The organism is Rossellomorea vietnamensis NBRC 101237, from assembly GCF_001591825.1.
Lineage (GTDB): Bacteria > Bacillota > Bacilli > Bacillales > Bacillaceae_B > Rossellomorea > Rossellomorea vietnamensis.
This window is the reverse complement of record NZ_BCVQ01000005.1, coordinates 16,917-39,727: the sequence shown is the minus strand read 5'-3', so window position 1 is coordinate 39,727 and position 22,811 is coordinate 16,917. Positions and strand designations below refer to the sequence as shown.

Below are 22,811 nucleotides of genomic sequence, written 5' to 3'. Positions count from 1 at the left end.
AGGATGGATTCTATGTCAGAGAAAACGTTTCAAGTGGGGTTGTGGTTGTGGTTGACAGCCGTACTGGGCTCGCTTGCCCTGTTTATTGCGACTAAAATCATCTGGAAAGAAGCGAATGATGTACTTTTACTAGTTTATTTAGTCGTTGGGTTTCTGATGAATTTGATTGTTTCGAAAATCAGAAGTATGAGGACTGAAGAAGCAAGACATATAGGGTGAATGATCTTGAATCAGGTTGAATGATCGTTATGGTACATGGCACAAGGAGGCAAAATAATGAACTACGTCAAAGATCTGCGTAAACTCGTTGGCACCAGACCCCTCATTCTCCCCGGGGCTGTCGTCATGGTCTTAAACGATCAACAGGAAGTCCTTCTGCAGCACCGGACAGACGGTGGCTGGGGGCTTCCGGGAGGATTGATGGAACTGGGGGAAAGTTTAGAGGAGACGGCAAGGAGAGAAGTGAAGGAAGAAACGGGTCTAGAGGTTGGGGAGCTGAAACTTGTAAATATCTTCTCTGGTAAGGACTATTATTTCAAAGTATCGAATGGGGATGAACTGTATTCCGTCACGGCTGTTTATGTCACAAAGGATGTGAGGGGAAAAATGGACATCGATGAAACCGAATCGGTTGCAGTCCAATTTTTCAAACTGAATGAACTGCCCGATGGATTAACCGATGAATATAAAAGCTATATAATGCCATACATAGATCAATTAAAGAAGGTGCAAGGATGAACGCTTCAGAAAGCATTTTACGTACATGGACAAAATTTAATGATTTTCCCATGGAAACGTTAACGAAAGTTTGGTTTTATCAGCAGGGGAGTGTACAGAAACAGCGTGAGGTCTCTCTTATGCGTGAACATCGGGAACAATTCGGCATGTCGGGGAATTGTTTCGATCTCGCACTCTGGTTACTGGATGAATTTAAAAGAGACGGCGTCGAGGCGTATCCCGTCGGTCATAACCTGAATTCGGAAGAGGCTCATGCAGCCGTCATTGCTCTGAATGAAAAAGGGGAACGATTCCTTTGTGACCTGGGCGATCAATGGTTGAAGCCGATTTTAATAGATACGAAGAGTCCCGATTACTCCAACGAAATATTAGATGGTTTTTTCCCTGCTGCAGGGGTGCAGGTTCAAGCTCATCCAGAAGGCACTGAAATTCTGTACCATCGTCCGAATGGAAAAGTATCCAAACAAGTTTTCCAGACTGAACGAATCCAGATGGATATCTTCCTGAAGGCTGCTGAACATTCTCAACATATGATAAAGAATCATCCATTATTGGAGTGCAGAATCCCGTACCAATCCGAAACGGCGCATTGGGAGTTTTATAATTGGGAGAGCTTTCTGAGTACGACAGAAGGATTGATAAAAGACTCGAAGCTTGAAACAGTGTCCGAGTGGGCTGAAAGGATTCATGGGAAAACGGGATACAACAAAGGGATTTTAAAAGAAATATTAGAACATTACAGAAAGATTCGAGTTTGAGAGGGAAAGTGACAATGGAAGAGACACAAATGCGAAACGTAATAGTAAGAGAATTAACGATGGACGATGCAGAAGACCGGTATCATTGGTGCCTGGATAAGGAAGTAACGAAACACCTGAACATGCCGGAAAAATATCCTCCCTTCAGCCTGGAAGAAACCCGTGCCTGGATTAACATGTGCATCAACAAAACCAATGGGTATGAACAAAAGGCTATCATGACGGATGATGGCAAACACATCGGCTGGATCGATTTAAAAAACATCGATCGGTTAAATAAGCATGCAGAACTAGGGATTGCGATCGGTGATAAAAATTACTGGGGAAAAGGATACGGATTTAGTGCCATGCGCGAGATGCTTCATTGGGGCTTCAAGGAACTCGGGCTGAACAAGATTTGGCTCAGAGTGGAAATCGATAATGAAAAAGCCATCAAATCCTATAGAAAAATGGGATATGTGGAAGAAGGCATTTTAAGGCAGGATCGATTGAGAAACGGAGAGTTCGTCGATCGACTGCGGATGAGTATTCTCAGGGAGGAGTTTGATTATGAACCAAAAGTTTAATGAGTTTATTGAGATTGCCAGGAAACTAAATGGGATTGGAATTACTCCACTGCTAATGGGTTCGGTGGGATTGGAAGTGGTCACAGGCAGAAGCTGGGACGCACAAGACCTGGACATCCATGTGCCTGGTGATAAGAGGGGATGGGAAGTTCCTGCTGAAACATCCATACATAACTGGAATGATATTGTAGAGCTCATGAATTCCATGGGCTATGCGCTGATCGATTTGCATGAACATGAATTTTCGAAAGATGGACTATCCGTGGAGTTCGGAATCATCGATACGCTGCCGGAATTTGCTGGAGTTCGGATAGAAGATTTAGAGACTCATCGAGAGGATGAGGTGACCTATTATTTGTTGAATCCCGAACAATATTTGCGTGTGTACGAAGCTTCATCCAAGGACAGCTACCGGGCAGACCAGAATAATCATAAGGACTTGGAGAAGATAGAGTATTTGAAATATGCGCTAAATCCTCACAATGAAAAAGTAAACCCATAAGTCATGTGTGTTACAGTGAATATAAACCAAATCCAAATACTGGAGGTGTGTAGTCATGTATTTCTTGATCTTTCTGGGAATCGTCATCTTATATTTTGCCATCCGTATTTTCATCGGTTCAAGGAAAATGGAGTTTTATGGAGACAGCATTAAAAAGAATTCTTCCAATCCAAGAGACGAAGCTTATCAAAAGTCGGCTCAGCATTCTCAACAAGCCACGAATGCCAACAACCAAACAGGTGGTGGTGGGGGACCATCAGCTTAATTTTCATGAAAAGAAAGTGAGATGTTTGCATTGAGAAGTCTGCCTTTCTCCCTCTTTCTCGTAGTAGCTATGGTAGTTGGCTGTAATAACCATGAAGTTAAGCATAATAAAGACTTTGAGAAGTCCATCTATTCTATGGTTAAAGATCGTACCAACAGGGAAATTGAGGTCAATTCAATAGCAGACTTCAAGTGGGACAAAGCTTACCTGTTCGAACCCTATTCACCCGAAGAGCATATTGAAAAACAGCTGGGGGTTGAATATGATGATCCAAGCCATATCAGTAGTAGGGATGATATCTACTTACTTGTTTTTCTAAAAGAGGGTAAAGTGGTGCAGTATGCAGAAATGAATCGTCAAAAAGGGTATTTTTCAATTGGGGGAAAAGAGTATCTGTCTCCAAGTGAGGATGTATTGATGATTGAAAGACAGTAAAAACAAAAGGGAACTTCTCCGTTTGGAAGTTCCCTTTGATGGTGTCTTACTGATTCAATTTCTCCAATAATCCCCCATCATCCATGTTACGGATTGTCACAATATCCCCCTCGTCATTGAGGTTCATTCGTCCACTGACCGTTGTGGTATTGGTTTCACCATTTTTCTCGTATTTCACTTTGACTTCATAATCATAAGCGAGATCTTGATCCTTTTTCACTTCAATATTGGTTGGCTTCAATTGATACCCATTTTCATACGCCAGACGCTGATAAAATAAAATGTGATTCGTATTCAACATGTCTTCCCAATCCATCACAAGTGGCTTGTAGTTCTCATCTACATACTCTTTTAATTCTGGTGGAAAAGCACCATCTTGTTTAAATGCAGCTTTGAGTTCATCATCAGGTCCAGTGAATTCATTTTTCAAAAAGGTTTGGATGGTTTCCGCGTTTTCATCACTTTCATTAGGTGCACTGCATCCTGTCACTAAAGCTACAAGTGCTGTAAACATGAACAATCTTATTGCCAGGTATTTCATTCGTGAAATCGCCCCCTTATTAGTCTATACGGAACTAAATGGGAAATGTTTCATTTTTTAGTTGTTTATCTAGAGTCAAAGAAAGGAGTTTTATATGAACAGATATCCATTCATTCTATTCGATTTAGATGGCACACTTTCCGATCCGAAAGAAGGGATCACGAAATCGATTCAATATGCATTAGAGAAAATGGGTGTGGAGGTACCTGAGGTTCATGAACTCGAATGTTTTATTGGGCCACCACTACAAGTGTCATTTGCTGAAAATTGCGGTTTTAGTGAGAGGGAAACTCAAAGAGCAATTGATTTCTACAGAGAAAGGTTCAAGGAGAAGGGAATGTTTGAAAATCAACTATATTCAAAGATCCCATTACTATTGAAAACGTTAAAAGATAAGGGGCATACATTAGTTGTTGCCACTTCAAAGCCTACTATTTTTGCTGAACAAATCCTATCATATTTTAATATCGCCCAGTTTTTTGACCTGATTGCAGGAAGCAACCTTGATGGCACAAGAACGTCAAAAACCGAGATCATTCAATACATTCTAGACATTTATCATGAATATGAATCAGACAATTTTATTATGATAGGAGACCGGAAGCACGACATTATTGGAGCACAGAATACGGGAATCGATTCCATTGGTGTGACGTATGGATATGGGTCAATTGAAGAAATAAGTGAGTCCAACCCAACGTATGTGGTCCAAAATGTTGAGGGGATGAAAGAGGTATTGGTGGGTTGTCAGATAAGCTAAATAAAAGGGTTCTAACATTCAATGGGTGGAGGAAATAATACATGAATTCATTAGAAGAACAATATCGTGATCCAACGAAACTAAATACCCGGATCAACATTCACGAGAAATATAGTGAAAATAAAGCGGATTGGCATCGATGGCTTTTTGAACAAATTAACATTTCTCCAAATAGCAGGGTTCTTGAAATTGGATGTGGGGACGGCACGTTCTGGTTGAAAAATAGAGAACGGATAGATTCGAGCTGGACCTTGACTCTCTCTGATTATTCAGAGGGGATGGTCCAGTCTGTTCAACAGAATTTAATAGGAATACCTAATATCCAGTACACTCAACTTAACATCGAGGATATTCCTTTTGAAGATAACCGTTTCGATGTGATCATTGCCAACCATATGTTGTATCATGTCCCGAATAGAAAGAAAGCTTTAAGTGAAGTAAGGCGAATATTAAAGCCAGGTGGAACATTCTACAGTTCAACTATCGGGCAGAATCATTTGAAGGAATTTGGTGAGTTGTTAAGACGCTTTGATCCAAATTTGGACTTTCCATCTGCTAGAGAACATGCCTTGAATTTTGGAGTGGAAACTGGGGCTGAGCAGCTTCAGGGCCATTTCAATGAAATCGTCTATAAAGATTTTCCAGGCGGGATGAAGATTACAGAAGAAAAAGCCATAGTGGATTATCTGCTTTCCTCGAATACGGAACTTAGTGAAATCTTAGTCGATGACACGTTAGATGAGTTTCTTCGTTTCCTTGCCTCTGAAAAAGAAGCCAACAATGGAGTTATTCATATTACAAAATCAACGGGATTGTTTGAGTCTAAATGATTCTAGAATTATTGCCCAGCTTATTACGAAGTGCCAACCTGGATTGAATAGTTACTTGAAAATCCAAGAAAGGTATTTCATGCAGGATTTAAAGGAGGATGAGCTCATGACGACAATAGTGGAGAAAGTCATCAGATCCTTCTTTCCCGAATACAAGTTCTTATCCATTGAAAAGGAATTGCACCAGGGAAGCTGGAATAATGACTTGCATTACAAAATAAACGTAGATCAACATTTCTATTCAATAAGGTTCATCAGTCACAATCGTTCGGGCCATCAGGCGTTTGGTAAAATCTCAGACGATGTACTGATGGAGCAAATTCGTTATACGAACTTTTTAGCTCAACAGGGAATTCCTTTTATGAAGCATGTTCCCTCTTATGAAGGTCAACCATTTGTCTCCATCGAATGGAATGAATGTTATAGAGTGGTGCTTTTCAAGTGGATTGAGGGAAGACACATCACGAAGTGTACAGAACGTTTTACCGGACTTGTCGGTGATTCGGTCAATAAGATACATACGGTTTCTAAAAGGTTTGAAAGCGGGATTCTTCCGAAAATATCACACCTTGACGGGTATGTTCAGTTTCTGGACACGGTCAAGGAAAAGCTGGATACTGCGGAGTTATCTGATGTGATAAAGGAATTGGTGTACTCTTATGTCATCAATGCGGAGGCTCACATTTTTGCTGGGAAAACGGATACTCTGGAATTCATTGTACAATCAGATTTTAACCCATTAAACCTCTTATGGGACGACCAAGGAAGTCTAAGAGGTATAGTGGACGTTGAATCGATTGCGTATACAGATCGCATGGAAGGACTAGCATGGTTGTTGAAGTGGTATTCCCGTTCCGATGGGATTGAATCCAAACACTTTTCGCCTATTCTTGCTAAAACATTTTTGGCAGCCTATCGTTCTGTTCAAGCCTTCTCTTCAGAAGAGATACATCGTCTGCAGTCCCTCCTATGGTTATCAGGTTGTTTGAATTGGAATTTTGTTAAGCGAATTTTAGATTTAATCGATATTGGTGATGAAGAGGCAATGAAACAACACCTTGATCATTATGAGGAGCGTGCTGAGAAATTAGTGTTGTTAGTAAAAGAATAATAATCAGAAAACAGCTGTTCTTCGACTTTTCGACAAATAGCCCATTAAATGAGAACTGGGATCCTATGTCAGAATTTAAACTGATATGGTTGAAAACGAAACGGTAGTTTAAGAGAATGAAGTACATTTTATCTTCATAAGAAGCCAAAAAGAAGGTGGGGCATTCACTATGACCAACATCATCATCCTAAACGGAGGCTCAAGCTCCGGCAAAACAACGCTCGCAAAATGTCTCCAGAATTCATTAACCGGGCCATGGCTGAGATTCAGCATCGATGATCTAATCGAATCTATGCCTGAATCCATGCTAAAGAAGGACAGCGGAATCAAGCTCGATGAAGACGGCACGGTCACTCCGGGTACGGAATTTCAAGAACTGGAGTCTGCCTGGATGCAAGGTATCGGAGAAATGGCCCGAAGAGGTGCCCGGATCATCATTGATGATGTTTTCTTAAGTGGAGTGAAAGGCCGTGAAAACTGGGAGACTGCCTTGGAAGGGTTGCAGGTACTATGGGTCGGTGTCTTCTGTGATCCGGCAGTAGCGGATGCCCGTGAGAAAGCAAGAGGAGACCGCATTGAAGGGATGGCTGTATCACAGGCTACTTTCGTGCACAATGGTATGAACTATGATGTGACGGTGGATACATCCATGTCATCGGCTGAGGAATGTATTCGATTGATTAAACAAAAAGTGTAAGCTTATTAAAGGTGGTTTATTGTGTTATCAAAAAAGAGAAAGTTCATTTCAGGGATCATTATGTTCATCATAATATTTGCCATATTGGATTATACCTCTCCGACCAGTGAAGAAATGGAGGATTGGATGTTGGAAGAGAATGACATTGCTTGTACAGAAGATGGAGGGGTTAAATATTGTATGAAAGACAATCAAGCCATCTGGGGACGATCCGGCCATTTTAGAAACGTTGGATTTTTTTCTTCATACGAGAGGAATTATGAGTATGATACGGGAGAAGAACTGACCTTCAGAACCTTTGGCTTTCTAGGTAAGATCATCCCAATGGAAGATGGCCGTGTTTGGGAGGTAGTGAATTAATACATATGGAAAGCAACAGCCGTCGATAATGGATATTTATGTTAAAATATATAATATCTTATTTTTTTCCTGGAGGAAGATTCATGACTCATGTATCAAAGGGTATCGTATTTGTTTTAACAGGAATTTTATTCTTATTATTATCATTCATTCTTCCGCTCCCAACCCCGTTGTGGGCTGTCATCCTTAGTGTGAGTATTATTCTAAACTGTGCAGGGACTGCGTTTCTTATAAGATTCATTCAGGAATCAGAGCAGAGGGAGAAGTAGTCTGAATAGAAACGAGTACATGGTTCTATGAAAATTAGTATTTTAGTGTGCAAAAAAATAGCTTACCAAAACACTGGTAAGCCGCTACAAATAAGGAATTTTTCGATTTACAATAAGGGGTCCTGCCTTAAACCACTATCTTCAAGATGAAGAATAATTTCAGTATACTATTATTTTCAGGTTAGTAAAGGTGATATGCCTAGATGAATATTTTTTCTTCATGTGTTGATCAGAATAAGTTATTCTAAGATTGGAAATTTTAGTGAATTAGTGGAGGTAGGGAATGATTATTAAGAAACTAAACGAGACTGAAGAACTTCCCATGGAATTGCTTCTCCTGGCAGATCCTTCAGAGAACATTGTGAAGGAATATACCGCCAGAGGAGAATGCTTTGTAGCGGAGCTCGAAAAGAAAATCGTTGGCATTTACGTCTTACTGCCAACAAGACCGGAAACTGTCGAGCTAGTGAATTTGGCGGTTGCAGAAGAGCTGCACGGGAAAGGGATCGGTAAACAGCTAGTGATGGATGCCGTAAAGGTGGCCAAGGAGAAAGGGTACAAGACCATTGAAGTCGGGACCGGGAATTCAGGCGTTGGCCAATTGGCCCTTTATCAAAAATGTGGTTTCAGAATCGTTGGAGTGGATTTGGACTTCTTCGTCAGACATTATCCAGAAGAAATAGTTGAAAATGGCATCCAGTGCAGGGATATGATCCGGTTGTCTCAGGATATATAGAAAGAGACCCTTCCGAGTTGGATAGGGTCTCTTACAGTTTATTAAGGAATCAATAAAATCTTCCCAGTGCTTTTCCTGCTTTCCAAATACTCATGTGCTTTGGCACCCTCGCTTAAAGGAAAGACCGTTGGTTCAGATACCTTTAACTGTCCTTCTTGGATCCATCCGAACAACTCATGTGAACGGTTCACCCGTTCCTCGTGAGACGTCAATACATTCCATAAATCCCCGCCGGTCAGGGTTTTCGAGGTGTCCATCAGCATCCGTGGATCAACCGAAACAGGATCGCCTCCTGCCATACCAAAGAAGACGACAGTCCCTCCGATGCGAGTTGATTCGAAGCTGTCCATCAGAGTCGAACCGACTGATTCATACACCACGTCCACGCCGTTACCTTCTGTCACATCCTGCAATCTCTGTTTCCAGTCTTCACTGTATAAAAACATATGATCCGCTCGAACAGCCAGCGCTGCCTGTCTTTTTTCTTCCGTAGACGTTAACCCGATGACTGTACCGCCCAATATCTTGATGATCTGGACAAGCAGCTGCCCGACTCCGCCTGCAGCTGCATGGACTAAAACAGTATCCCCACTCTTGATACTATAGCTGTCTTTCGTTAAGTAATGAGCTGTAAGTCCTTGTAACAAAAGGGATGCAGCTGTTTCATACGATATTTCATCCGGCAATGGGATGGCTTTATCCTTTGGCACGGCCACCAGTTCCGCATTCGCATAAGGTACATCGGCAAAAGCAATGCGGTCTCCAACAGCCATTCCTTGCACGTTGTCTCCAACCTTTTTGACGACACCTGTTCCTTCATATCCACAAATGTACGGTGGATCTCCTTCCAAATGATAATTCCCTTTTCTTCTATATACATCGGCGAAATTCAGCCCGATTGCCTTCATTTCCACTAAAACTTCATCCGGGCCTAATTGCGGAGTATCAATCTCCTGATAGTGGAGGACTTCCGGTCCGCCGAACTTTTCAAATACGAGTGCTTTCATTATGTACTCTCCTCTATAACATCATTCTCTTTTAGTGTAACCAGTTGTTTGGTTTTTGACTAGGGAAGAGCTTATCTGATACAAAGCCCAATACTAATGTGAAGTATAATACTGGAATAGAGCGTTGGTTTAATGAAGTCTACAGCAATCATAGTTCTCTATTGTTTTTACTTTTATAAAAAAATGAAAGCCAATTCGTCTTTTCAGTTGTCTAATTGATGAAAGAAGATAATAAGGGGTGAAGAACATCGATCGATTAGTTAAGAAAGCTCAAAAAGGCGATGATAAGGCGTTTTTAAAACTTTTCAAACAATATGAAGAGGATATTTACAGAATGGCATATGTGTATGTGAAAAATGAAAATGATGCGTTAGATGTAGTACAAGAGGTCGCATACCGTGCTTTTAAGAATATTGAAACGTTAAAGAATCCTGCGTATTTTAAAACCTGGTTAATTAAAATTGCAATAACTACTGCATTAAATATATTGAAAAAAAATAAAAAAGTGGTTCAACTTAAACCGGAATACGAGGAAATGATCGGATTGGAAGATCAGGATACTCTCCTTAGCATCACTCTTCATGAACTATTGGAGAAATTAAGTGAAGAAGAGAAAAGCGTCGTTACCCTGAGATTCTATGAAGGGTATTCCTTTAAAGAAATTGCAGAGATAGTAGAGATACCCTTAGGCACTGCGAAAACGATCTTGTACCGTGCTTTAGGAAAACTTCGAGAGCACATGAGGGAGGCTGATACGTGTGAGTAATTTCAAGGAGGAGATAAACAAAATTGTCATTCCACCAACACTGCACGAACGAACAAAAATGGGAGTGAGAAAAGCACGCTTCGAAAAAGGTGGAAGAGTTAACAGGTTTATCAAGAAAAACATGGTATCAGCTATTATTGCGGCTTCCTTCATTCTTCCAACAGGAGCCATTGCTTATCAAACCTTACTTGCCGATGAGTTCTATGGCTCATTTAAAAATGTGAAGGCTCACCTATCCAGTGCCACAATGGAAGGATACCTGCTTCTGGATGCAAAATTGACTCAAGCCCAAGGGGATATGGAAAAAGAAGAATTCAAGCGCTTTAAAGAATTATTAAAAACCGTAACAAACGCGAAGATAGAATATGGGGATGAAAATGGAAACATTGATTATTCAGAAGTTCCTGCTAAACAGCTGGCTGAACTGAAAAATACTTTATTTGAGATACAGCCTTTCTTTGATCGACTTAATGGACAGAAATCAAGCAAAGAAGTTTTGTCATCAGATGAATATGAAGAATATATCGAAGCAATCATGATATATGAGCAAACCATGGCCAAAAATGGAATGAAAGAATCCAATGAAATCGATAAACTTTCTGATGATCAAAGAGAAAATTTTTTAGAAGCTCAACATGTACTTAGAAAAGTAAATGAAAAACAAGTAGATCAGTAATGTATCTAAATCCAATGAAGCATACTGCTTAATGATGGCGACAGATTTATAAGCGGAGAAATTCCGGTTAAGGCAGCTGGAGGAGGGTTACAACGCTGATTTAAGCGGAAAATTTCCGCTTAACGGCTCAATTTGGAACAATATTCAACGGATAATGTTCCATAAGCGGAAAAACTCCGGCTAATTTTCGTAAAATAGCTATATTTTCCGGTTTAGACGGAATTTTTCCGCTTATTTTCATACGCCAGGGGAGCGGTTCTCCTTATTCAGCGTAAGGGTGCTGATCTATAGAATTGACTAAAAAGCTCGAAGCATATGGCTCCGAGCTTTTTTACGTTTTCTCTACTGAAATTCACTGTGAAAAAAGCACGACTAATTCAAATTTTTCACTTTAAAACCGAACCCGTTATCAATAGAGTGAGCGTTTTTTTGCGTTGGTTAGGGTACTTCCAGGTGCCTATGCCACTTCAAAGTGCGTTCTTCCCAAAATGTTGGCTAGCCCTCATAATTCAATTTAGCTTTTCAAACAGTACCTGCCTATTTTTATCGAAGAGGTTTGAAAGGCATATAGGCACTTGCGGGTCACTAGGTTACAAAAAAGTACCTACATGACTTTAAAGTGCGTACTTCTCATAAATAGTTGTACTCATTACTATATGTGTACAGAGAAACGGAAGGCGCCTTCGTTTCTCATTTCAATCAATCATTTAAGGAGGAAGTTACGTTATGAGTTCAACTTCAGCTACTATACATCAGTCAAAAACGAAAGGTGGCACACCGGCGTTACTTGCCCTTGCCATCAGTGCCTTTGGAATCGGAACGACAGAATTTGTTCCCGTTGGATTATTATCATCGATTGCAGATGATCTATCGATATCGATCACACTCGCAGGATTATTGATTTCAGGTTATGCCATTGGAGTCGCCATTGGGGCACCGGTATTAACCGCATTAACAAGTAAGATGAGCAGAAAATCACTGCTTATGTCCTTGATGCTCTTATTCATTGTAGGTAACTCGGTTGCGGCCATGTCCACAAGCTTTGGACTATTGCTTGTAGCACGCTTTATCACAGCATTTTCACACGGGATTTTCTTCTCGATCGGATCGACGATTGCGGCCGATCTAGTGCCTGCCCATAAGCGGGCCAGTGCGATTGCCTTCATGTTTACAGGATTAACGGTTGCGACGGTTACAGGAGTACCACTTGGAACCTTCATCGGGCAGGCATTCGGATGGAGAGCCACATTCTGGGGAGTTGCTCTTCTCGGTATTGTCGGAATCATTGCCAGTTCCATCCTTGTACCAAAGAACCTGAAAGAAGCACCACCAGCCAAGTTCAGTGAACAATTGAAGATTCTAACAAACGGCCGATTATTATTAGCTTTTGCCATCACAGCCCTTGGATATGGCGGAACATTCGTCGCGTTCACTTATTTAACACCTTTATTGCAAGATGTAACAGGTTTCAGTGCGAAATGGGTGAGTATCATCCTTCTTGTATACGGAATTGCCGTTGCGATCGGAAATGTCGTTGGAGGGAAAGCATCTGACAAGAGCCCGTTAAAAGCATTATTCTGGATGTTTGTTATGCAAGCCATCATTCTAGTAGCTCTTACATTCGCAGCACCATTTAAAGTGGCGGCTCTCATCGCAATATTCCTAATGGGATTATTCGCATTCATGAACGTGCCGGGGCTGCAGTTCCTTGTGGTGAACCTGGCTGAAAAATATGTCCCTTCAGCGGTCAATGTTGCATCTGCTCTAAACATCGCCGCATTTAATGTCGGGATTGCCATCGGTTCCTTCGTCGGTGGACTTATCGTGGATGGAATAGGCTTGATTCATACGCCTTGGATCGGTGCGATTATGGTGGCAGGAGCTGTTCTGTTGACCGCATGGCTTCGCGGCATCGAACGCAAGTCAGCCTGAAAAAACGTATGAATAGTCAAAAGTGAATTAAGTAAGACCTCAAGTCATTGAATTTATTGACTTGAGGTTTTTTTGTCTTCATAACGGGAGCGAGCATTCTCCTGAATACATCTGGTATTATGGAAGATTTCCCACTAGTATTAAAATCATAGTATTGATTATGGGGGCCGGTACATGAATATTGAACAAACACTATTCAAAGCTGCAGTGGCATTAATTGAAAAAAGATATCCAACAGGCTGGGGCGGTGCTTCAGCCATGTATACAAAAAGTGGCGTCATTCTCACCAGCGTTTCCCCGGAAATCATCAATGCGTCCACCGAGCTATGCATTGAAACAGGTGCCATATTGGAAGCCCACAAACTGAATACGGAAGTGACTCATTCTGTTTGTGTCGTACGTGATGATGAAAACTCAGACTACAAAGTTCTCACTCCTTGTGGAATATGCCAGGAGAGGCTTTTTTATTGGGGAGAGGATGTGAAAGTAGGCATCTACCATCCAGAAGGTGATCTTCAATTTAAGACATTAAAAGAAGTCCAGCCTTTTCATTGGTATGAAGCCTATAGAAAGTAAATTTAAAGGAACATTTCAAAAATACGAAATGTTCCTTTTTTAAAATGCTATAATAGGATTGGATAAAAAAGGGAGTTGTCATCGTGGAATTTTTATCGTTACCAGTACTCTTTATTGCATTATTCATTTTAATCATACATAGCATTGAAACACTTGCTTATGCGGTCAGGTTATCCGGGGCAAGGGTGAAGTTGATTGCGTCAGGTCTTTCCCTGTTTAATATGATGGTCATTGTGTCACGGATGTCAAATATGATGCAGCAGCCTTTTACAGGAGGACTCACTGATGCTGCACCTGAGGGCCGAAAATTAGAAGTGGTGGAAGAGCAGTTCAGGGTGCTGATCGGTGCCTCGACTTTAGGTACTCTCCTTGGAATCGTGTTATTGCCTACGTTTGTTGCTTTGTTTTCAAGGGGGATTATCCACCTATCAGAGCAGGGAGGTTCTGTGCCAAGGTTAATCAAGCTTGGGTTTAAGAATGATCTATATAAAAGAGGAATGAACCATTTTGCTAAACCAGGTAGAAGATATTTGACGGGAATCAATTTCAGAGCCATTCCAAAAAGGTTGTTTTTCATCAATATGGTCATTACAGCAGTGTACACGATTGGCGTTCTTTCAGCGCTTTATGCTGCGCTCATCGTACCAGATAGATCAGGCAGTGCGACTATGGCTTCAGGCTTGATCAATGGCATTGCAACGATTTTATTGACACTGTTTATTGATCCTAAGATTTCCGTCCTGGCCGACGATGTGGCAAATGGGAAGGGGAATTACCAAGAGCTAAAAGGCCTTTCTATCATGATGGTCATCTCCAGGCTGTTCGGGACACTTCTCGCTCAACTGATCTTTATCCCGGGTTCATATTATATTGCCTGGATGACTCAGTTTTTTGTGTAATACAAACCGTTTAAAGCAGGAAACTGTATGAAATTCAATTTAGAAAATATCTGGGGGGATTCAATGCAATATTCAAAATGGTTATGGATACTTGCCATCATCTTGGTCTTTCTCACAGCATGCAATGAATCCAATCAGACCGCAGAACCTACTGAAGAAAACGGTTCTGAACTGAATGCGGATGTAGTGAACATGCATGGTGGGATTTCAGGATTGGGTAACATGGAGAACTATTTTCAGAGGGTAAAGAAGCAGAAAAAAGGAGATTTGAGAGTCGTATCCTACACAATCGAGGGAGATCCCATACTCACGGATTTAGCTTACGATGGGAAACAAATCGATGTAACATTCGATTACACTAGAGACCAATATGGCGATGGCGAGGTGGAGTCCTTTCAATGCGGAAAGCTGAATCGGGAAGAGAATCCTACCAATCTGTCCTATTATCTGACAGGTTGTGAGGGTGTAAAGGGGGAAACCTGGGGGGTTCTCGAGACTTCTTATGACGTAAAGCGCCAGGATGTGTTTGAAGTGGAGTTAAGGTACGGTCCCAAAGAAGGAGAAAAACAAACGATTCAAGTGGATGATGAGGATAAGCAGGAAGTCTATAAGCAGTTGGTGTTGGCGAATTATCTAGACTCCAAGCCTACGAGTGATGAATGCCCTAAAGGAAAACAGGCGGACAACTATCTGATGAAAGTGAAGATAAATGGAGGTGGCCGAACGCTTAACTGGAATGCTTGCGGATCTCATGAAAGCTCTAAACCGTTCACTGATATTGCTGAGTACATTATATATGTATCCCAACATCCCACAAAATCCAGTGAAAATGTCGTCTATGGTTACATCTTGGAGGTGAAGGAAAATCAGATTCTGATTGGAGAAGATTTGACGGCTCCAGATTTAGTGTCCCTGGAAAAAGTAAAAGGGGAAGATTTAGCGAATTTAAACGGTACCTTTTTATATGTAGAAACGGAAGACGCCCAAGAATTTTCAAAGGGAGACAAAATTGTCTTGAAAGTCGATGAGGTGTTAGAGGAAGGTTCTCCTGGAAGGGTCAGGGCGAGTGATATTCAGACGATAACGGAATAGATATGTTAATGATTGAACTTTCAATGAAACTTGAGAAGGAGTGTACTTGATGGTACATACAGTTACGAAAGGTGACTTACGTGGAACAGCTTCTGGTGTTTTATTCATGGCGTTTTTCGGTACCTTATGGTCGTATACAGGTGTCATGGGTCTACAAGGTTGGGGAAGCCCGTGGTTGTTAACAGCTGCTTTAGCAATCGGAATGGTATTAGTCATCGGCGGCTTCTCATTGATTTCGGCGTCGAAGGGGTTTCCCCAAGGGACATCCACCCACAGCGGGAATGATGGAAGGAAAATGAGGATGTGGTTTAACATCATTTTCGCCGGGGAGGGGATAGCGATCGGGATTGCCATTGCAGTGTGCAATGCTGTTGGACACACAGAAAATATTCCGATTGTCATTGCCATCATCGTCGGACTTCATTTTCTGCCGTTGGCCAGACTATTCCGGGTTAGGATTTATTATTACACCGGTCTTTTACTATGTGTGGTTCCTATTGTCACCTGGCTTTTCGTACCTGAGACAATGTCATTGAGTGGTCATCAGCTTAATGCCTACATGTCTGTTGTCGGACTAGGATCTGCGTTGATTCTGTGGGTGACGAGCTTTGCCATTTGGATGATAGGGAGAAGATTGATGGGGCTTGCCTCTGATCAGTTGTCCAACGATTTAACACACTAAAGTCAAACATCCCTGCTTGCAGAAAAGCCGATCTGCATGCAGGGATGTTTATTTTTTAAGGTTGAAGATTCGGAATATTTATGAAATAATTACCAATACTAGTATAAGAAAGGAAAGAGTCTATGATTCTCATACGCTTTCAAAATCCATTCGATCATTAGAACTCATTCATTGTGTGGAAACCGCCTTAAGGTTAGCGAATGACCTCGTGTTATTTGCTGATGATTAAAGGAGGATTTTCATATATGAATAAACAATTAATGATTCTGTTAACAGGCAGGATCATCACCAATTTTGCTGACAGCTTTTACATGATTGCGACGATCTGGTACGTGAAATCGACGACGTCTTCGCCTTTGTTAATCGGATTGACAAGTGCAGTGGCCATCTTGCCTGTCACCATCCAATTTCTATACGGTCCCATTATTGACCGGTTTTCAAAGAAGAAGATTCTTTATGTCGCCATGCTCGGGCAGGGGGTGCTGGTCAGTGCCATTTCGATCTTGTATTTTACAAATCTCTTATGGCTGCCACTCTTGTTCATATTGATGTTTGTGGCCCTTTCGTTATCGGAATGCACGTATCCGACTGAAAGTGCCCTCATTGAGTGCCTGACTCCCCGTGAACAGCTTACAAAAGTAAACTCGATTTTTGCCTTTTCTTATCAAACCCTGGATATCATATGTGATGCTGTATCGGGGATCTTGATCGCTTTTGTTGGGTTGGGTTTGATTTATGTGACGAATAGCGTTTTATTGATCGGGACGGGAATGCTGTTTTTATTCTATTTAAGCGTCCCGAGGTCAAAAAAGGAAACGGAAGTACGAAGCGCTCATTTTATCAGGCAGTACAAGGAAGATTTCAAAGAGGGATTTCTGGTGGTGAGAAAGCGTCATACGCTTCTAAGCATGGTATTGGGCATTATCGTTATGAATGTGATGGCGACGATGGGGATGGCTATGCTTCCGGTCATTTCGGATTCTTCTGCGGAATACGGATTCTGGTTGACGGCCATGTCATTAGGCACTCTGACAGGGACCGCCTTATCCAGTAAGGTAGAGAAAATAGCGCTAAATCGTATTCTACCGCTACTGTCGCTTTGGTCCGGCTTGTGTTGGATGCTGGCGTTTACCCTGAAGGACTTGTCGATCATGCCTTATCTATTGTTTGCTTTATCATGGATGGGGATCGGCATCATCGGGATTTATGTGCAAACGTTGATTCAGGTCAATCTTCCAAAAGGATATATAGGAATCGGTTTTGCCTTCATTTCGTCGCTGCTCGGGTCACTGAGTCCTTTAGGGTTTCTGCTCGGCGGTGTGATCGGAGAGTTCACTTCTGGAAGATTCCTATTAGTATTATCAGGCGTCGGTTACCTGGCATTTGCTCTGTACTTCTGGGTGAATCCCAGGTTGAAGAATTTGAACAAACCTTTAAGCGTCCGGTTTGAAGAATCGTGAATCATCAGGTTTCCCATTTCGGGAAGCCTTTTTTCAAAGTGAAAAAGGGGTGAAAGGATGGAGGCATGGGAAAGGAAGTTACTGCATACAGAACGGGGAGTATTTGAAGTATTCATCAAGGGTGATGGAAATCCTCTATGTGTCACCCACCATTATTCCGAGTTCAATGAGACCGGGGACTATTTCGCAGAGACGTTCACAGTTACCAACCAGGTCTTCTTGATTAACTTACGGGAAGCAGGAGGCTCTGACAAATCTCATGAACCCTATCAGTTGAGTATGCTGGAAACCATATTTGACCTGGAGGCGATCCGGGAAGCATTAGGGTTATCTCATTGGGGGTTAGCCGGGCATTCCACTGGTGGGATGTTAGGGATCCTTTATGGAATTCACTTCTCAAAAAGTCTGGATTTCTCTGTGATTGTCGGGGCAGCTGCGAGAGAGTATATGACCTTCTCGGAGGACTGCATATACAACGAAGCGCACTCGGATTACGAAAGGATGCAGGAACTGATTGAGGCATTGAAACAACCGGATCTATCGCTTGTTAAGAGGAAAGAGCTTTCAGTAGAAAGAACGAAATTTTCATTACATAAACCTGAGAAATATCATGATCTATTTCACTTGGATATTCATAAAGGGATGTCGGAAGCAAGAATGAACTTCTTTATCCGCGAACTGCAAATATATGATGTGACGAGAAAGCTGGAGTTTATTGAGGTCCCGACGTTAATCATGTGTGGCCGCTTCGATGTGCAATGTCCATTGAAGTACTCGATTGAAATGGCTGAGGGAATACCGAGACTGGGCATCTTCGAGAGGAGTAATCATTACCCGTTTCTTGAGGAATCAAGCCGGTTTAAGGAAGAGTATGAATTGTTTTTGTATGAAAGGAAATAGGAGGAGCACATATGGTTTCATCTTATGAAAAAAGAATAAGAGCGGTATACCCGGATTTAAAGATCACTCACAGCGAAATGAATGAAATTGGTCAGAATAATGATGTCATTATAATTAACGACTCTCTTGTTTTCAGATTCCCGAAGTATACGGAAGGAATCATGAAATTGAAGAAAGAAACGAGGGTGTTGGAAGGGATAAAGGGAAACATCCCGTTACCGGTCCCTTATCCTATTTATCAATCCTTGGAACCAGAGAAAGTGGGAATGGTATTTACAGGTTATAAGCTGGTTGAAGGGAGTCCACTGTGGCCAGGCGTTTTTATAGAAAATGAAGAACATCATGAACAAATCGCTTCCCGATTGGTGGGTTTTTTGACTGTACTTCACTCACAATCTTTGGAATCTATGAACATCGAGAAAAAGAGTATAGGGGAGATACGACGTTCGATTGAAGACCTATACGATCGGTTCAAGGAGAAACTTTTTCCCCATATGAATGAAAGAGCAAAGGTGAAAGTCAGCCAACATTTCGATTTGTTTTTATCAAAGAATGAACTTCTGGATTTTCAACCGGTCCTCACTCATGGTGATTTTGGGGCATCCAATATCCTGTGGGATCCGGAACGTCATGAAGTCTCCGGAATCATCGACTTTGGAGAAGCCGAAGTGGGTGACCCTGCCTATGACTTTGCCGGATTATTATCCAGTTACGGCGAATACTTCGTCAGGAGATGTCTGGAGATATATCCGAACGGGGATCGAATTTTCGGCAGAATGAATTTCTACAGGGGTATATTTGGGTTGCAGGAAGCACTTCACGGAATTGAGAATGATGATCCGGTAGCATTTGAGAATGGGATGAAGGGGTATAGATGATACCTGGTTGAAAATGGGGGACGATTATGGAAGAAATCAGAATAAAGTCCATTCACCCGGATATTAGAAAATTATTATGCTTTGCAACTTCTGTAGAAAAAGTTGAAGAGGAATATGATCTGTACATCCATTCCACCGAACGGAAATTATATGGGTTTACGTCTGGAGATGAGCTGGTTGGATGTATAGGAGTTGAATTCCTGAATGAGGGAGAGTGTGAAATAAAGCATATAGCCGTGATGCCGAAACACCGGGGGAAGGGAATAGGTCATAAGATGATCGATTATTTCGGCCATTGTACTAGGGTTACTGCTGAAACGGATCGGGATGCAGTGATATTTTATAAGAAACTTGGATTTAAGATTATGAGTTTGGGTGAGAAATATCCTGGGGTGGAACGGTTTAGGTGTGTGTTGGAAAGGCTTTAGCCAAATTGTTAATAGAAAGAGTGACCACGTGGTAGGATCACACTTTTATAGAGAATTCATTCCCCTATTAAAGTCGTTCAACTTCAATAGGGGAATGGGAATTATTTTTCTAAATCAACGACAATCGGTTCAAGTTCAATTTCTGTATGACCTTTCCCCGACCCGAGACTGGCAATTTCAATGGGTTCGATGATGAGTTGGCTGGCTCCATCCTGGATGGTTCCAAACTCTGTTGTCCCTTTGTATGTTTTTCCGTTATCTGTAGAAAAACCGCCACCGCCCGTTCCGTCCATATATACATGACCCAGGTCGTCCGTCACTTTGAAGACGGGTGATACCTCCGGCCACTCCTCGAGCAGGGAGTCTGCTGCTACCTGGTTATAAGAAATGACGGTTGATACGTCAGTAAACTCAATAGATTTCAACGTGAAAGTTGCATCTTTACTCTGAACCGTTTCATTGATAAGCTGCAGATCGCCTTCAAGCCGTTTTAATGAGAAGGCGAATGACCAGTCTCCTTTTACTTCTGTATCATTGGAGGTGCTATAAAGAGTCTCTGGTTCCCACGTGATGTCTACCTTTTCCGGAAAGTCCCCGCTTTTAAAGCTCGGAGTGATGGAGGACAATCCGACATAGCGGGTAGGACCGATCTTGGTGAGTTGACTGCTCCCGCCGCTTCCGTTTGCACCCTTAATGTTAAACCATTGCCCACCACTGTGGATGTCTTCCCCGAAATCTTTGTCTGTTTCAATGGCATAGGATATTTTAATATTCGTGCCGTCATAAACAGCGTTATCAATCAAGATGGTCACACCATTGCTTGTCTGGGTAAGACCGATATCAGTCGAGTAGTCTTCAAACTCTTTGTATGGCTCATCAGTAAAATAGCGTATGACATCGTCCATGAATGGGAGCTGTGTGGCAAACGAGGGATACGCAAAGCTTGCCGCTGTGGAGACGCCGATCAGCATAACGGATGCGACGGCCAGATTCCTCCAAATGTTTGTCTTTTTCCGTTTATTTAGAACATGTTGTTTGACGCGCTTTTTTTCCAATTCGGTCACTTTTTCTAGTTCAAGTGAGTCGATATCTAATTCCATCCATTCCTTCATGCTCATACCAGTCGCTCCTTTAATGTTACATTTGACGCTAATTTTTTCTTCCCGCGATACAAGCGGTTATCCACCGCCGCTTTCGAAAGGGTTAATTGATCAGCAATTTCTATATTGGTTAAGTCCAGGTAATACTTCATTATGAAGATGTCACGGTCCAGCTCTTCCAGGTGACTGATCGCTGCTAGTAATTCATTTTTTTCTTCCCGTCGCAATATGGATATATCGGTCCCGGGAGTACTTGATTTTTCAAAGAGAGATTCGTCCTGATGTTCACGGGCGTTCCGTTTTTCAGCCTGACGGTATCGGTCGATTGCCTTGTATTTTGTGATCATTCCAATCCACTTCCTGAAGTCTTCAGGCTCTCCTTTAAACTGATGTGCGTTTTGCCAGACGGTCAGGAATACATCGTTAATACATTCATCGACGTCCAGACGATTTTGATTGTGCAGAATTTTTGTAGCGATCGTTTTCACAAGCGGCATGTAAGCATCGATGATATATTCCAATGCATCCTCTTTTTTCTTTTTTAACCTTTTGATGAAATTGGTTGGTGAACTTTTCATTTCATTCGCTCCTTATATGATTGAAAGGCCTTTACACTATGTACAACGAATGGATGGGGAAATGATTCTCATGAATAATGGAATTTTTTTGACTTATTCCATTATACTATGGTGTTGTGGTAAGGGATGGATGATTTTGTCATTTGACGCAATGATTGAGGGGAATGACGCAATCAAGGTCACGTTTGACGCAATTCCCAATATAAAGACGCAATAAATTGAATTTCGACGTAATGACCACCGGAAATGACGCAATCACGACTAAATGTCAAGGCGATGCCCCCATAATACCTGTCAAAGAGGGAATCAAACGACCATTTCAAAACCATCCCGAACAAAATCAAACAAAAAAAGAACCCGCCACCCGACAGGTTCACCCAACAAATCTAATCATCCTCATACTTCAACTCCAAAGTAATCTGCGTGGTCGTATAAAAGTACATCTCCTTCACTTTCAGCCGGAAATTCTTATCATTCAGCTTGACGGTTTTATTTTCAATGATTTTCTTGATGAGCTCTTTATTTCCGTAAACCGTTTCCAGGTCCTTGGTCAACAGGCTCCGCAAATCTTCGCTCAGTTTGTCCTCGGTTTGATGAATGCTCAGCAGCTCCACTTTTGTCTTGGTCGTGTTGATGATCTTGATTTTGACTTCCTGGATGACCAGTTCGTTTTCGTTTTCCTGATTCAGCTGCTTGTATTCTTCCTGTAAGTAGGACAGAGTGTGTTTCAGTTTGCTGATGTCGTTTTTTTGTTCCTCTATTTTCAGGGCCTGTTTTTCATGCATGGTGCCGAACATGAAGAGGAAAATCATCCAGCTGATGATGCCCCCCACGACCATTCCGGCGAAGAACCGCTGCCAGGAGGGGAGTCGGTAGAAAGGGGGGATCCTCATGACGGCATATGTTCCTGGGTGAGCCACGTGATGATCATGGCAGCCGTGTTGGCTCCTCCAAGTGCAGACAGGATCCACAGGAATTGTTTGAAGAGTTCTTTTGTTTCCCCGTTCAGGAAACCTTTTTCAAAGCTGTACACTGTATCGAATGTGCCGCCGATCGCTGCGATGATGGCCCAGATCCGCAGGAAATCGGATAGTCGTCTCATTTCAATGAATAAGGGCTGCCCCATGGCAAACGAGGCCAATCCGCCGAGCAGTGATCCACCGAGCAGTACCCCCATAGCAATAAAGAAGCTTTTGAATAATTCCGGAAAGAAAGCTTCCGCCATTTCATCATCTCCATCTATTACGTGTCTTTACGATAACTATATGG

Annotated in this window: 30 protein-coding genes; 24 read left to right on the top strand and 6 right to left on the bottom strand. The window is 41.9% G+C overall.

What is annotated here, in order from left to right:
• The first annotated feature begins 12 nt into the window (after positions 1–12).
• Genes BVI01S_RS04240 through BVI01S_RS04210 form a run of 7 tightly spaced genes read left to right on the top strand, consistent with a single transcriptional unit; the run spans position 13 to position 3,264 of the window.
• Positions 13–219, top strand: coding sequence for a hypothetical protein (locus BVI01S_RS04240; protein ID WP_061809359.1), 207 nt, complete (start codon positions 13–15; stop codon positions 217–219).
• Between the two features lie 57 nt (positions 220–276).
• Positions 277–738, top strand: coding sequence for an NUDIX hydrolase (locus BVI01S_RS04235; protein ID WP_061809358.1), 462 nt, complete (start codon positions 277–279; stop codon positions 736–738).
• On the top strand, positions 735–1,496 hold the full coding sequence (locus BVI01S_RS04230; RefSeq protein ID WP_061809357.1) for a hypothetical protein: 762 nt from the start codon (positions 735–737) through the stop codon (positions 1,494–1,496). Before BVI01S_RS04235 ends, BVI01S_RS04230 begins: the two co-directional genes overlap by 4 nt.
• Before the next feature lie 14 nt (positions 1,497–1,510).
• Positions 1,511–2,062 carry a GNAT family N-acetyltransferase gene (locus BVI01S_RS04225; RefSeq protein WP_082804662.1) on the top strand — a complete coding sequence of 184 codons (552 nt, stop codon included), beginning with the start codon at positions 1,511–1,513 and terminating at the stop codon, positions 2,060–2,062.
• The gene (locus BVI01S_RS04220) at positions 2,046–2,564 is read left to right on the top strand and encodes a hypothetical protein (protein ID WP_061809356.1); all 519 of its coding nucleotides are present in this window, start codon (positions 2,046–2,048) and stop codon (positions 2,562–2,564) included. The genes BVI01S_RS04225 and BVI01S_RS04220 overlap by 17 nt, the downstream gene beginning before the upstream one ends.
• 55 nt (positions 2,565–2,619) lie before the next feature.
• The gene (locus tag BVI01S_RS04215) at positions 2,620–2,829 is read left to right on the top strand and encodes a hypothetical protein (RefSeq protein WP_061809355.1); all 210 of its coding nucleotides are present in this window, start codon (positions 2,620–2,622) and stop codon (positions 2,827–2,829) included.
• Positions 2,830–2,850: 21 nt separating this feature from the next.
• Complete coding sequence (locus tag BVI01S_RS04210) at positions 2,851–3,264, top strand: hypothetical protein (protein ID WP_061809354.1); 414 nt, start codon at positions 2,851–2,853, stop codon at positions 3,262–3,264.
• A gap of 46 nt (positions 3,265–3,310) precedes the next feature.
• Here the strand turns inward: BVI01S_RS04210 and BVI01S_RS04205 are convergent, their stop codons facing one another.
• Entirely contained in the window at positions 3,311–3,805 is a 495-nt protein-coding gene (locus BVI01S_RS04205) for a hypothetical protein (protein WP_061809353.1), read from the bottom strand.
• Between the two features lie 94 nt (positions 3,806–3,899).
• Between BVI01S_RS04205 and BVI01S_RS04200 the strand changes: the two genes are divergently transcribed.
• The 6 genes from BVI01S_RS04200 to BVI01S_RS04170 all read left to right on the top strand — a co-directional run bounded on the left by BVI01S_RS04200 (position 3,900) and on the right by BVI01S_RS04170 (position 8,568).
• Positions 3,900–4,565 carry an HAD family hydrolase gene (locus tag BVI01S_RS04200; RefSeq protein WP_061809352.1) on the top strand — a complete coding sequence of 222 codons (666 nt, stop codon included), beginning with the start codon at positions 3,900–3,902 and terminating at the stop codon, positions 4,563–4,565.
• A 41-nt stretch (positions 4,566–4,606) separates the two neighbouring features.
• On the top strand, positions 4,607–5,395 hold the full coding sequence (locus tag BVI01S_RS04195; protein ID WP_061809351.1) for a class I SAM-dependent methyltransferase: 789 nt from the start codon (positions 4,607–4,609) through the stop codon (positions 5,393–5,395).
• A 106-nt stretch (positions 5,396–5,501) separates the two neighbouring features.
• Positions 5,502–6,506: a phosphotransferase enzyme family protein gene (locus tag BVI01S_RS04190; protein WP_061809350.1), complete on the top strand. Its 1,005-nt coding sequence runs from the start codon at positions 5,502–5,504 to the stop codon at positions 6,504–6,506.
• Between the two features lie 169 nt (positions 6,507–6,675).
• Positions 6,676–7,203 (top strand): chloramphenicol phosphotransferase CPT family protein, encoded by a 528-nt coding sequence (locus BVI01S_RS04185; RefSeq protein ID WP_061809349.1) that lies wholly within the window; start codon positions 6,676–6,678, stop codon positions 7,201–7,203.
• Positions 7,204–7,224: 21 nt separating this feature from the next.
• On the top strand, positions 7,225–7,563 hold the full coding sequence (locus BVI01S_RS04180; protein WP_061809348.1) for a hypothetical protein: 339 nt from the start codon (positions 7,225–7,227) through the stop codon (positions 7,561–7,563).
• Between the two features lie 552 nt (positions 7,564–8,115).
• On the top strand, positions 8,116–8,568 hold the full coding sequence (locus tag BVI01S_RS04170) for a GNAT family N-acetyltransferase (protein ID WP_061809346.1): 453 nt from the start codon (positions 8,116–8,118) through the stop codon (positions 8,566–8,568).
• Positions 8,569–8,609: 41 nt separating this feature from the next.
• Here BVI01S_RS04170 and BVI01S_RS04165 read toward each other — a convergent pair whose 3' ends face one another.
• Positions 8,610–9,575 carry a quinone oxidoreductase family protein gene (locus BVI01S_RS04165; protein ID WP_061809345.1) on the bottom strand — a complete coding sequence of 322 codons (966 nt, stop codon included), beginning with the start codon at positions 9,573–9,575 and terminating at the stop codon, positions 8,610–8,612.
• 238 nt (positions 9,576–9,813) lie between these two features.
• Here BVI01S_RS04165 and BVI01S_RS04160 point away from each other — a divergent pair, with 238 nt between their 5' ends.
• The 11 genes from BVI01S_RS04160 (at position 9,814) to BVI01S_RS04110 (ending at position 19,864) form a co-directional block, all read left to right on the top strand.
• Positions 9,814–10,341 carry a sigma-70 family RNA polymerase sigma factor gene (locus BVI01S_RS04160; protein WP_439951095.1) on the top strand — a complete coding sequence of 176 codons (528 nt, stop codon included), beginning with the start codon at positions 9,814–9,816 and terminating at the stop codon, positions 10,339–10,341.
• Positions 10,334–11,017, top strand: coding sequence for a DUF3600 domain-containing protein (locus BVI01S_RS04155; protein ID WP_061809344.1), 684 nt, complete (start codon positions 10,334–10,336; stop codon positions 11,015–11,017). Before BVI01S_RS04160 ends, BVI01S_RS04155 begins: the two co-directional genes overlap by 8 nt.
• A gap of 726 nt (positions 11,018–11,743) precedes the next feature.
• On the top strand, positions 11,744–12,949 hold the full coding sequence (locus BVI01S_RS04150) for an MFS transporter (RefSeq protein ID WP_061809343.1): 1,206 nt from the start codon (positions 11,744–11,746) through the stop codon (positions 12,947–12,949).
• Between the two features lie 174 nt (positions 12,950–13,123).
• Positions 13,124–13,525 (top strand): cytidine deaminase, encoded by a 402-nt coding sequence (locus BVI01S_RS04145; protein ID WP_061809342.1) that lies wholly within the window; start codon positions 13,124–13,126, stop codon positions 13,523–13,525.
• Positions 13,526–13,608: 83 nt separating this feature from the next.
• Entirely contained in the window at positions 13,609–14,424 is an 816-nt protein-coding gene (locus tag BVI01S_RS04140) for a lipid II flippase Amj family protein (RefSeq protein WP_061809341.1), read from the top strand.
• Between the two features lie 63 nt (positions 14,425–14,487).
• Positions 14,488–15,516: a DUF4362 domain-containing protein gene (locus tag BVI01S_RS04135; protein WP_167562094.1), complete on the top strand. Its 1,029-nt coding sequence runs from the start codon at positions 14,488–14,490 to the stop codon at positions 15,514–15,516.
• Positions 15,517–15,565: 49 nt separating this feature from the next.
• A complete protein-coding gene (locus tag BVI01S_RS04130; RefSeq protein ID WP_061809339.1) occupies positions 15,566–16,198 on the top strand; it encodes a hypothetical protein in 633 nt (210 codons plus the stop codon).
• 245 nt (positions 16,199–16,443) lie between these two features.
• Positions 16,444–17,658, top strand: coding sequence for an MFS transporter (locus tag BVI01S_RS04125; protein WP_061809338.1), 1,215 nt, complete (start codon positions 16,444–16,446; stop codon positions 17,656–17,658).
• A gap of 57 nt (positions 17,659–17,715) precedes the next feature.
• The gene (locus tag BVI01S_RS04120) at positions 17,716–18,558 is read left to right on the top strand and encodes an alpha/beta fold hydrolase (RefSeq protein ID WP_061809337.1); all 843 of its coding nucleotides are present in this window, start codon (positions 17,716–17,718) and stop codon (positions 18,556–18,558) included.
• Between the two features lie 11 nt (positions 18,559–18,569).
• The gene (locus BVI01S_RS04115; RefSeq protein ID WP_061809336.1) at positions 18,570–19,436 is read left to right on the top strand and encodes a phosphotransferase family protein; all 867 of its coding nucleotides are present in this window, start codon (positions 18,570–18,572) and stop codon (positions 19,434–19,436) included.
• A 26-nt stretch (positions 19,437–19,462) separates the two neighbouring features.
• On the top strand, positions 19,463–19,864 hold the full coding sequence (locus tag BVI01S_RS04110; protein WP_061809335.1) for a GNAT family N-acetyltransferase: 402 nt from the start codon (positions 19,463–19,465) through the stop codon (positions 19,862–19,864).
• Between the two features lie 101 nt (positions 19,865–19,965).
• Here BVI01S_RS04110 and BVI01S_RS04105 read toward each other — a convergent pair whose 3' ends face one another.
• From BVI01S_RS04105 to ytrH, 4 genes are all read right to left on the bottom strand, one after another.
• The gene (locus BVI01S_RS04105) at positions 19,966–20,982 is read right to left on the bottom strand and encodes a DUF4179 domain-containing protein (RefSeq protein WP_061809334.1); all 1,017 of its coding nucleotides are present in this window, start codon (positions 20,980–20,982) and stop codon (positions 19,966–19,968) included.
• On the bottom strand, positions 20,979–21,542 hold the full coding sequence (locus tag BVI01S_RS04100) for a sigma-70 family RNA polymerase sigma factor (RefSeq protein WP_061809333.1): 564 nt from the start codon (positions 21,540–21,542) through the stop codon (positions 20,979–20,981). Before BVI01S_RS04100 ends, BVI01S_RS04105 begins: the two co-directional genes overlap by 4 nt.
• A gap of 386 nt (positions 21,543–21,928) precedes the next feature.
• Entirely contained in the window at positions 21,929–22,435 is a 507-nt protein-coding gene (gene ytrI / locus BVI01S_RS04095) for a sporulation membrane protein YtrI (RefSeq protein ID WP_061809332.1), read from the bottom strand.
• Complete coding sequence (ytrH, locus tag BVI01S_RS04090; protein ID WP_034756917.1) at positions 22,432–22,767, bottom strand: sporulation membrane protein YtrH; 336 nt, start codon at positions 22,765–22,767, stop codon at positions 22,432–22,434. Before ytrH ends, ytrI begins: the two co-directional genes overlap by 4 nt.
• Positions 22,768–22,811: the final 44 nt, after the last annotated feature.

Coding starts and splice junctions, on each gene's coding strand:
- BVI01S_RS04225 (WP_082804662.1), top strand. CDS start 1,511: ATGGAAGAGACACAAATGCGAAACGTAATAGTAAGAGAATTAACGATG.
- BVI01S_RS04205 (WP_061809353.1), bottom strand. CDS start 3,805: ATGAAATACCTGGCAATAAGATTGTTCATGTTTACAGCACTTGTAGCT.
- BVI01S_RS04135 (WP_167562094.1), top strand. CDS start 14,488: ATGCAATATTCAAAATGGTTATGGATACTTGCCATCATCTTGGTCTTT.
- BVI01S_RS04130 (WP_061809339.1), top strand. CDS start 15,566: ATGGTACATACAGTTACGAAAGGTGACTTACGTGGAACAGCTTCTGGT.
- BVI01S_RS04115 (WP_061809336.1), top strand. CDS start 18,570: ATGGTTTCATCTTATGAAAAAAGAATAAGAGCGGTATACCCGGATTTA.
- BVI01S_RS04125 (WP_061809338.1), top strand. CDS start 16,444: ATGAATAAACAATTAATGATTCTGTTAACAGGCAGGATCATCACCAAT.
- BVI01S_RS04215 (WP_061809355.1), top strand. CDS start 2,620: ATGTATTTCTTGATCTTTCTGGGAATCGTCATCTTATATTTTGCCATC.
- BVI01S_RS04105 (WP_061809334.1), bottom strand. CDS start 20,982: ATGAGCATGAAGGAATGGATGGAATTAGATATCGACTCACTTGAACTA.
- ytrI (WP_061809332.1), bottom strand. CDS start 22,435: ATGAGGATCCCCCCTTTCTACCGACTCCCCTCCTGGCAGCGGTTCTTC.
- BVI01S_RS04190 (WP_061809350.1), top strand. CDS start 5,502: ATGACGACAATAGTGGAGAAAGTCATCAGATCCTTCTTTCCCGAATAC.
- BVI01S_RS04235 (WP_061809358.1), top strand. CDS start 277: ATGAACTACGTCAAAGATCTGCGTAAACTCGTTGGCACCAGACCCCTC.
- BVI01S_RS04240 (WP_061809359.1), top strand. CDS start 13: ATGTCAGAGAAAACGTTTCAAGTGGGGTTGTGGTTGTGGTTGACAGCC.
- ytrH (WP_034756917.1), bottom strand. CDS start 22,767: ATGGCGGAAGCTTTCTTTCCGGAATTATTCAAAAGCTTCTTTATTGCT.
- BVI01S_RS04230 (WP_061809357.1), top strand. CDS start 735: ATGAACGCTTCAGAAAGCATTTTACGTACATGGACAAAATTTAATGAT.
- BVI01S_RS04150 (WP_061809343.1), top strand. CDS start 11,744: ATGAGTTCAACTTCAGCTACTATACATCAGTCAAAAACGAAAGGTGGC.
- BVI01S_RS04110 (WP_061809335.1), top strand. CDS start 19,463: ATGGAAGAAATCAGAATAAAGTCCATTCACCCGGATATTAGAAAATTA.
- BVI01S_RS04165 (WP_061809345.1), bottom strand. CDS start 9,575: ATGAAAGCACTCGTATTTGAAAAGTTCGGCGGACCGGAAGTCCTCCAC.
- BVI01S_RS04120 (WP_061809337.1), top strand. CDS start 17,716: ATGGAGGCATGGGAAAGGAAGTTACTGCATACAGAACGGGGAGTATTT.
- BVI01S_RS04185 (WP_061809349.1), top strand. CDS start 6,676: ATGACCAACATCATCATCCTAAACGGAGGCTCAAGCTCCGGCAAAACA.
- BVI01S_RS04145 (WP_061809342.1), top strand. CDS start 13,124: ATGAATATTGAACAAACACTATTCAAAGCTGCAGTGGCATTAATTGAA.
- BVI01S_RS04100 (WP_061809333.1), bottom strand. CDS start 21,542: ATGAAAAGTTCACCAACCAATTTCATCAAAAGGTTAAAAAAGAAAAAA.
- BVI01S_RS04220 (WP_061809356.1), top strand. CDS start 2,046: ATGAACCAAAAGTTTAATGAGTTTATTGAGATTGCCAGGAAACTAAAT.
- BVI01S_RS04170 (WP_061809346.1), top strand. CDS start 8,116: ATGATTATTAAGAAACTAAACGAGACTGAAGAACTTCCCATGGAATTG.
- BVI01S_RS04200 (WP_061809352.1), top strand. CDS start 3,900: ATGAACAGATATCCATTCATTCTATTCGATTTAGATGGCACACTTTCC.
- BVI01S_RS04210 (WP_061809354.1), top strand. CDS start 2,851: ATGTTTGCATTGAGAAGTCTGCCTTTCTCCCTCTTTCTCGTAGTAGCT.
- BVI01S_RS04195 (WP_061809351.1), top strand. CDS start 4,607: ATGAATTCATTAGAAGAACAATATCGTGATCCAACGAAACTAAATACC.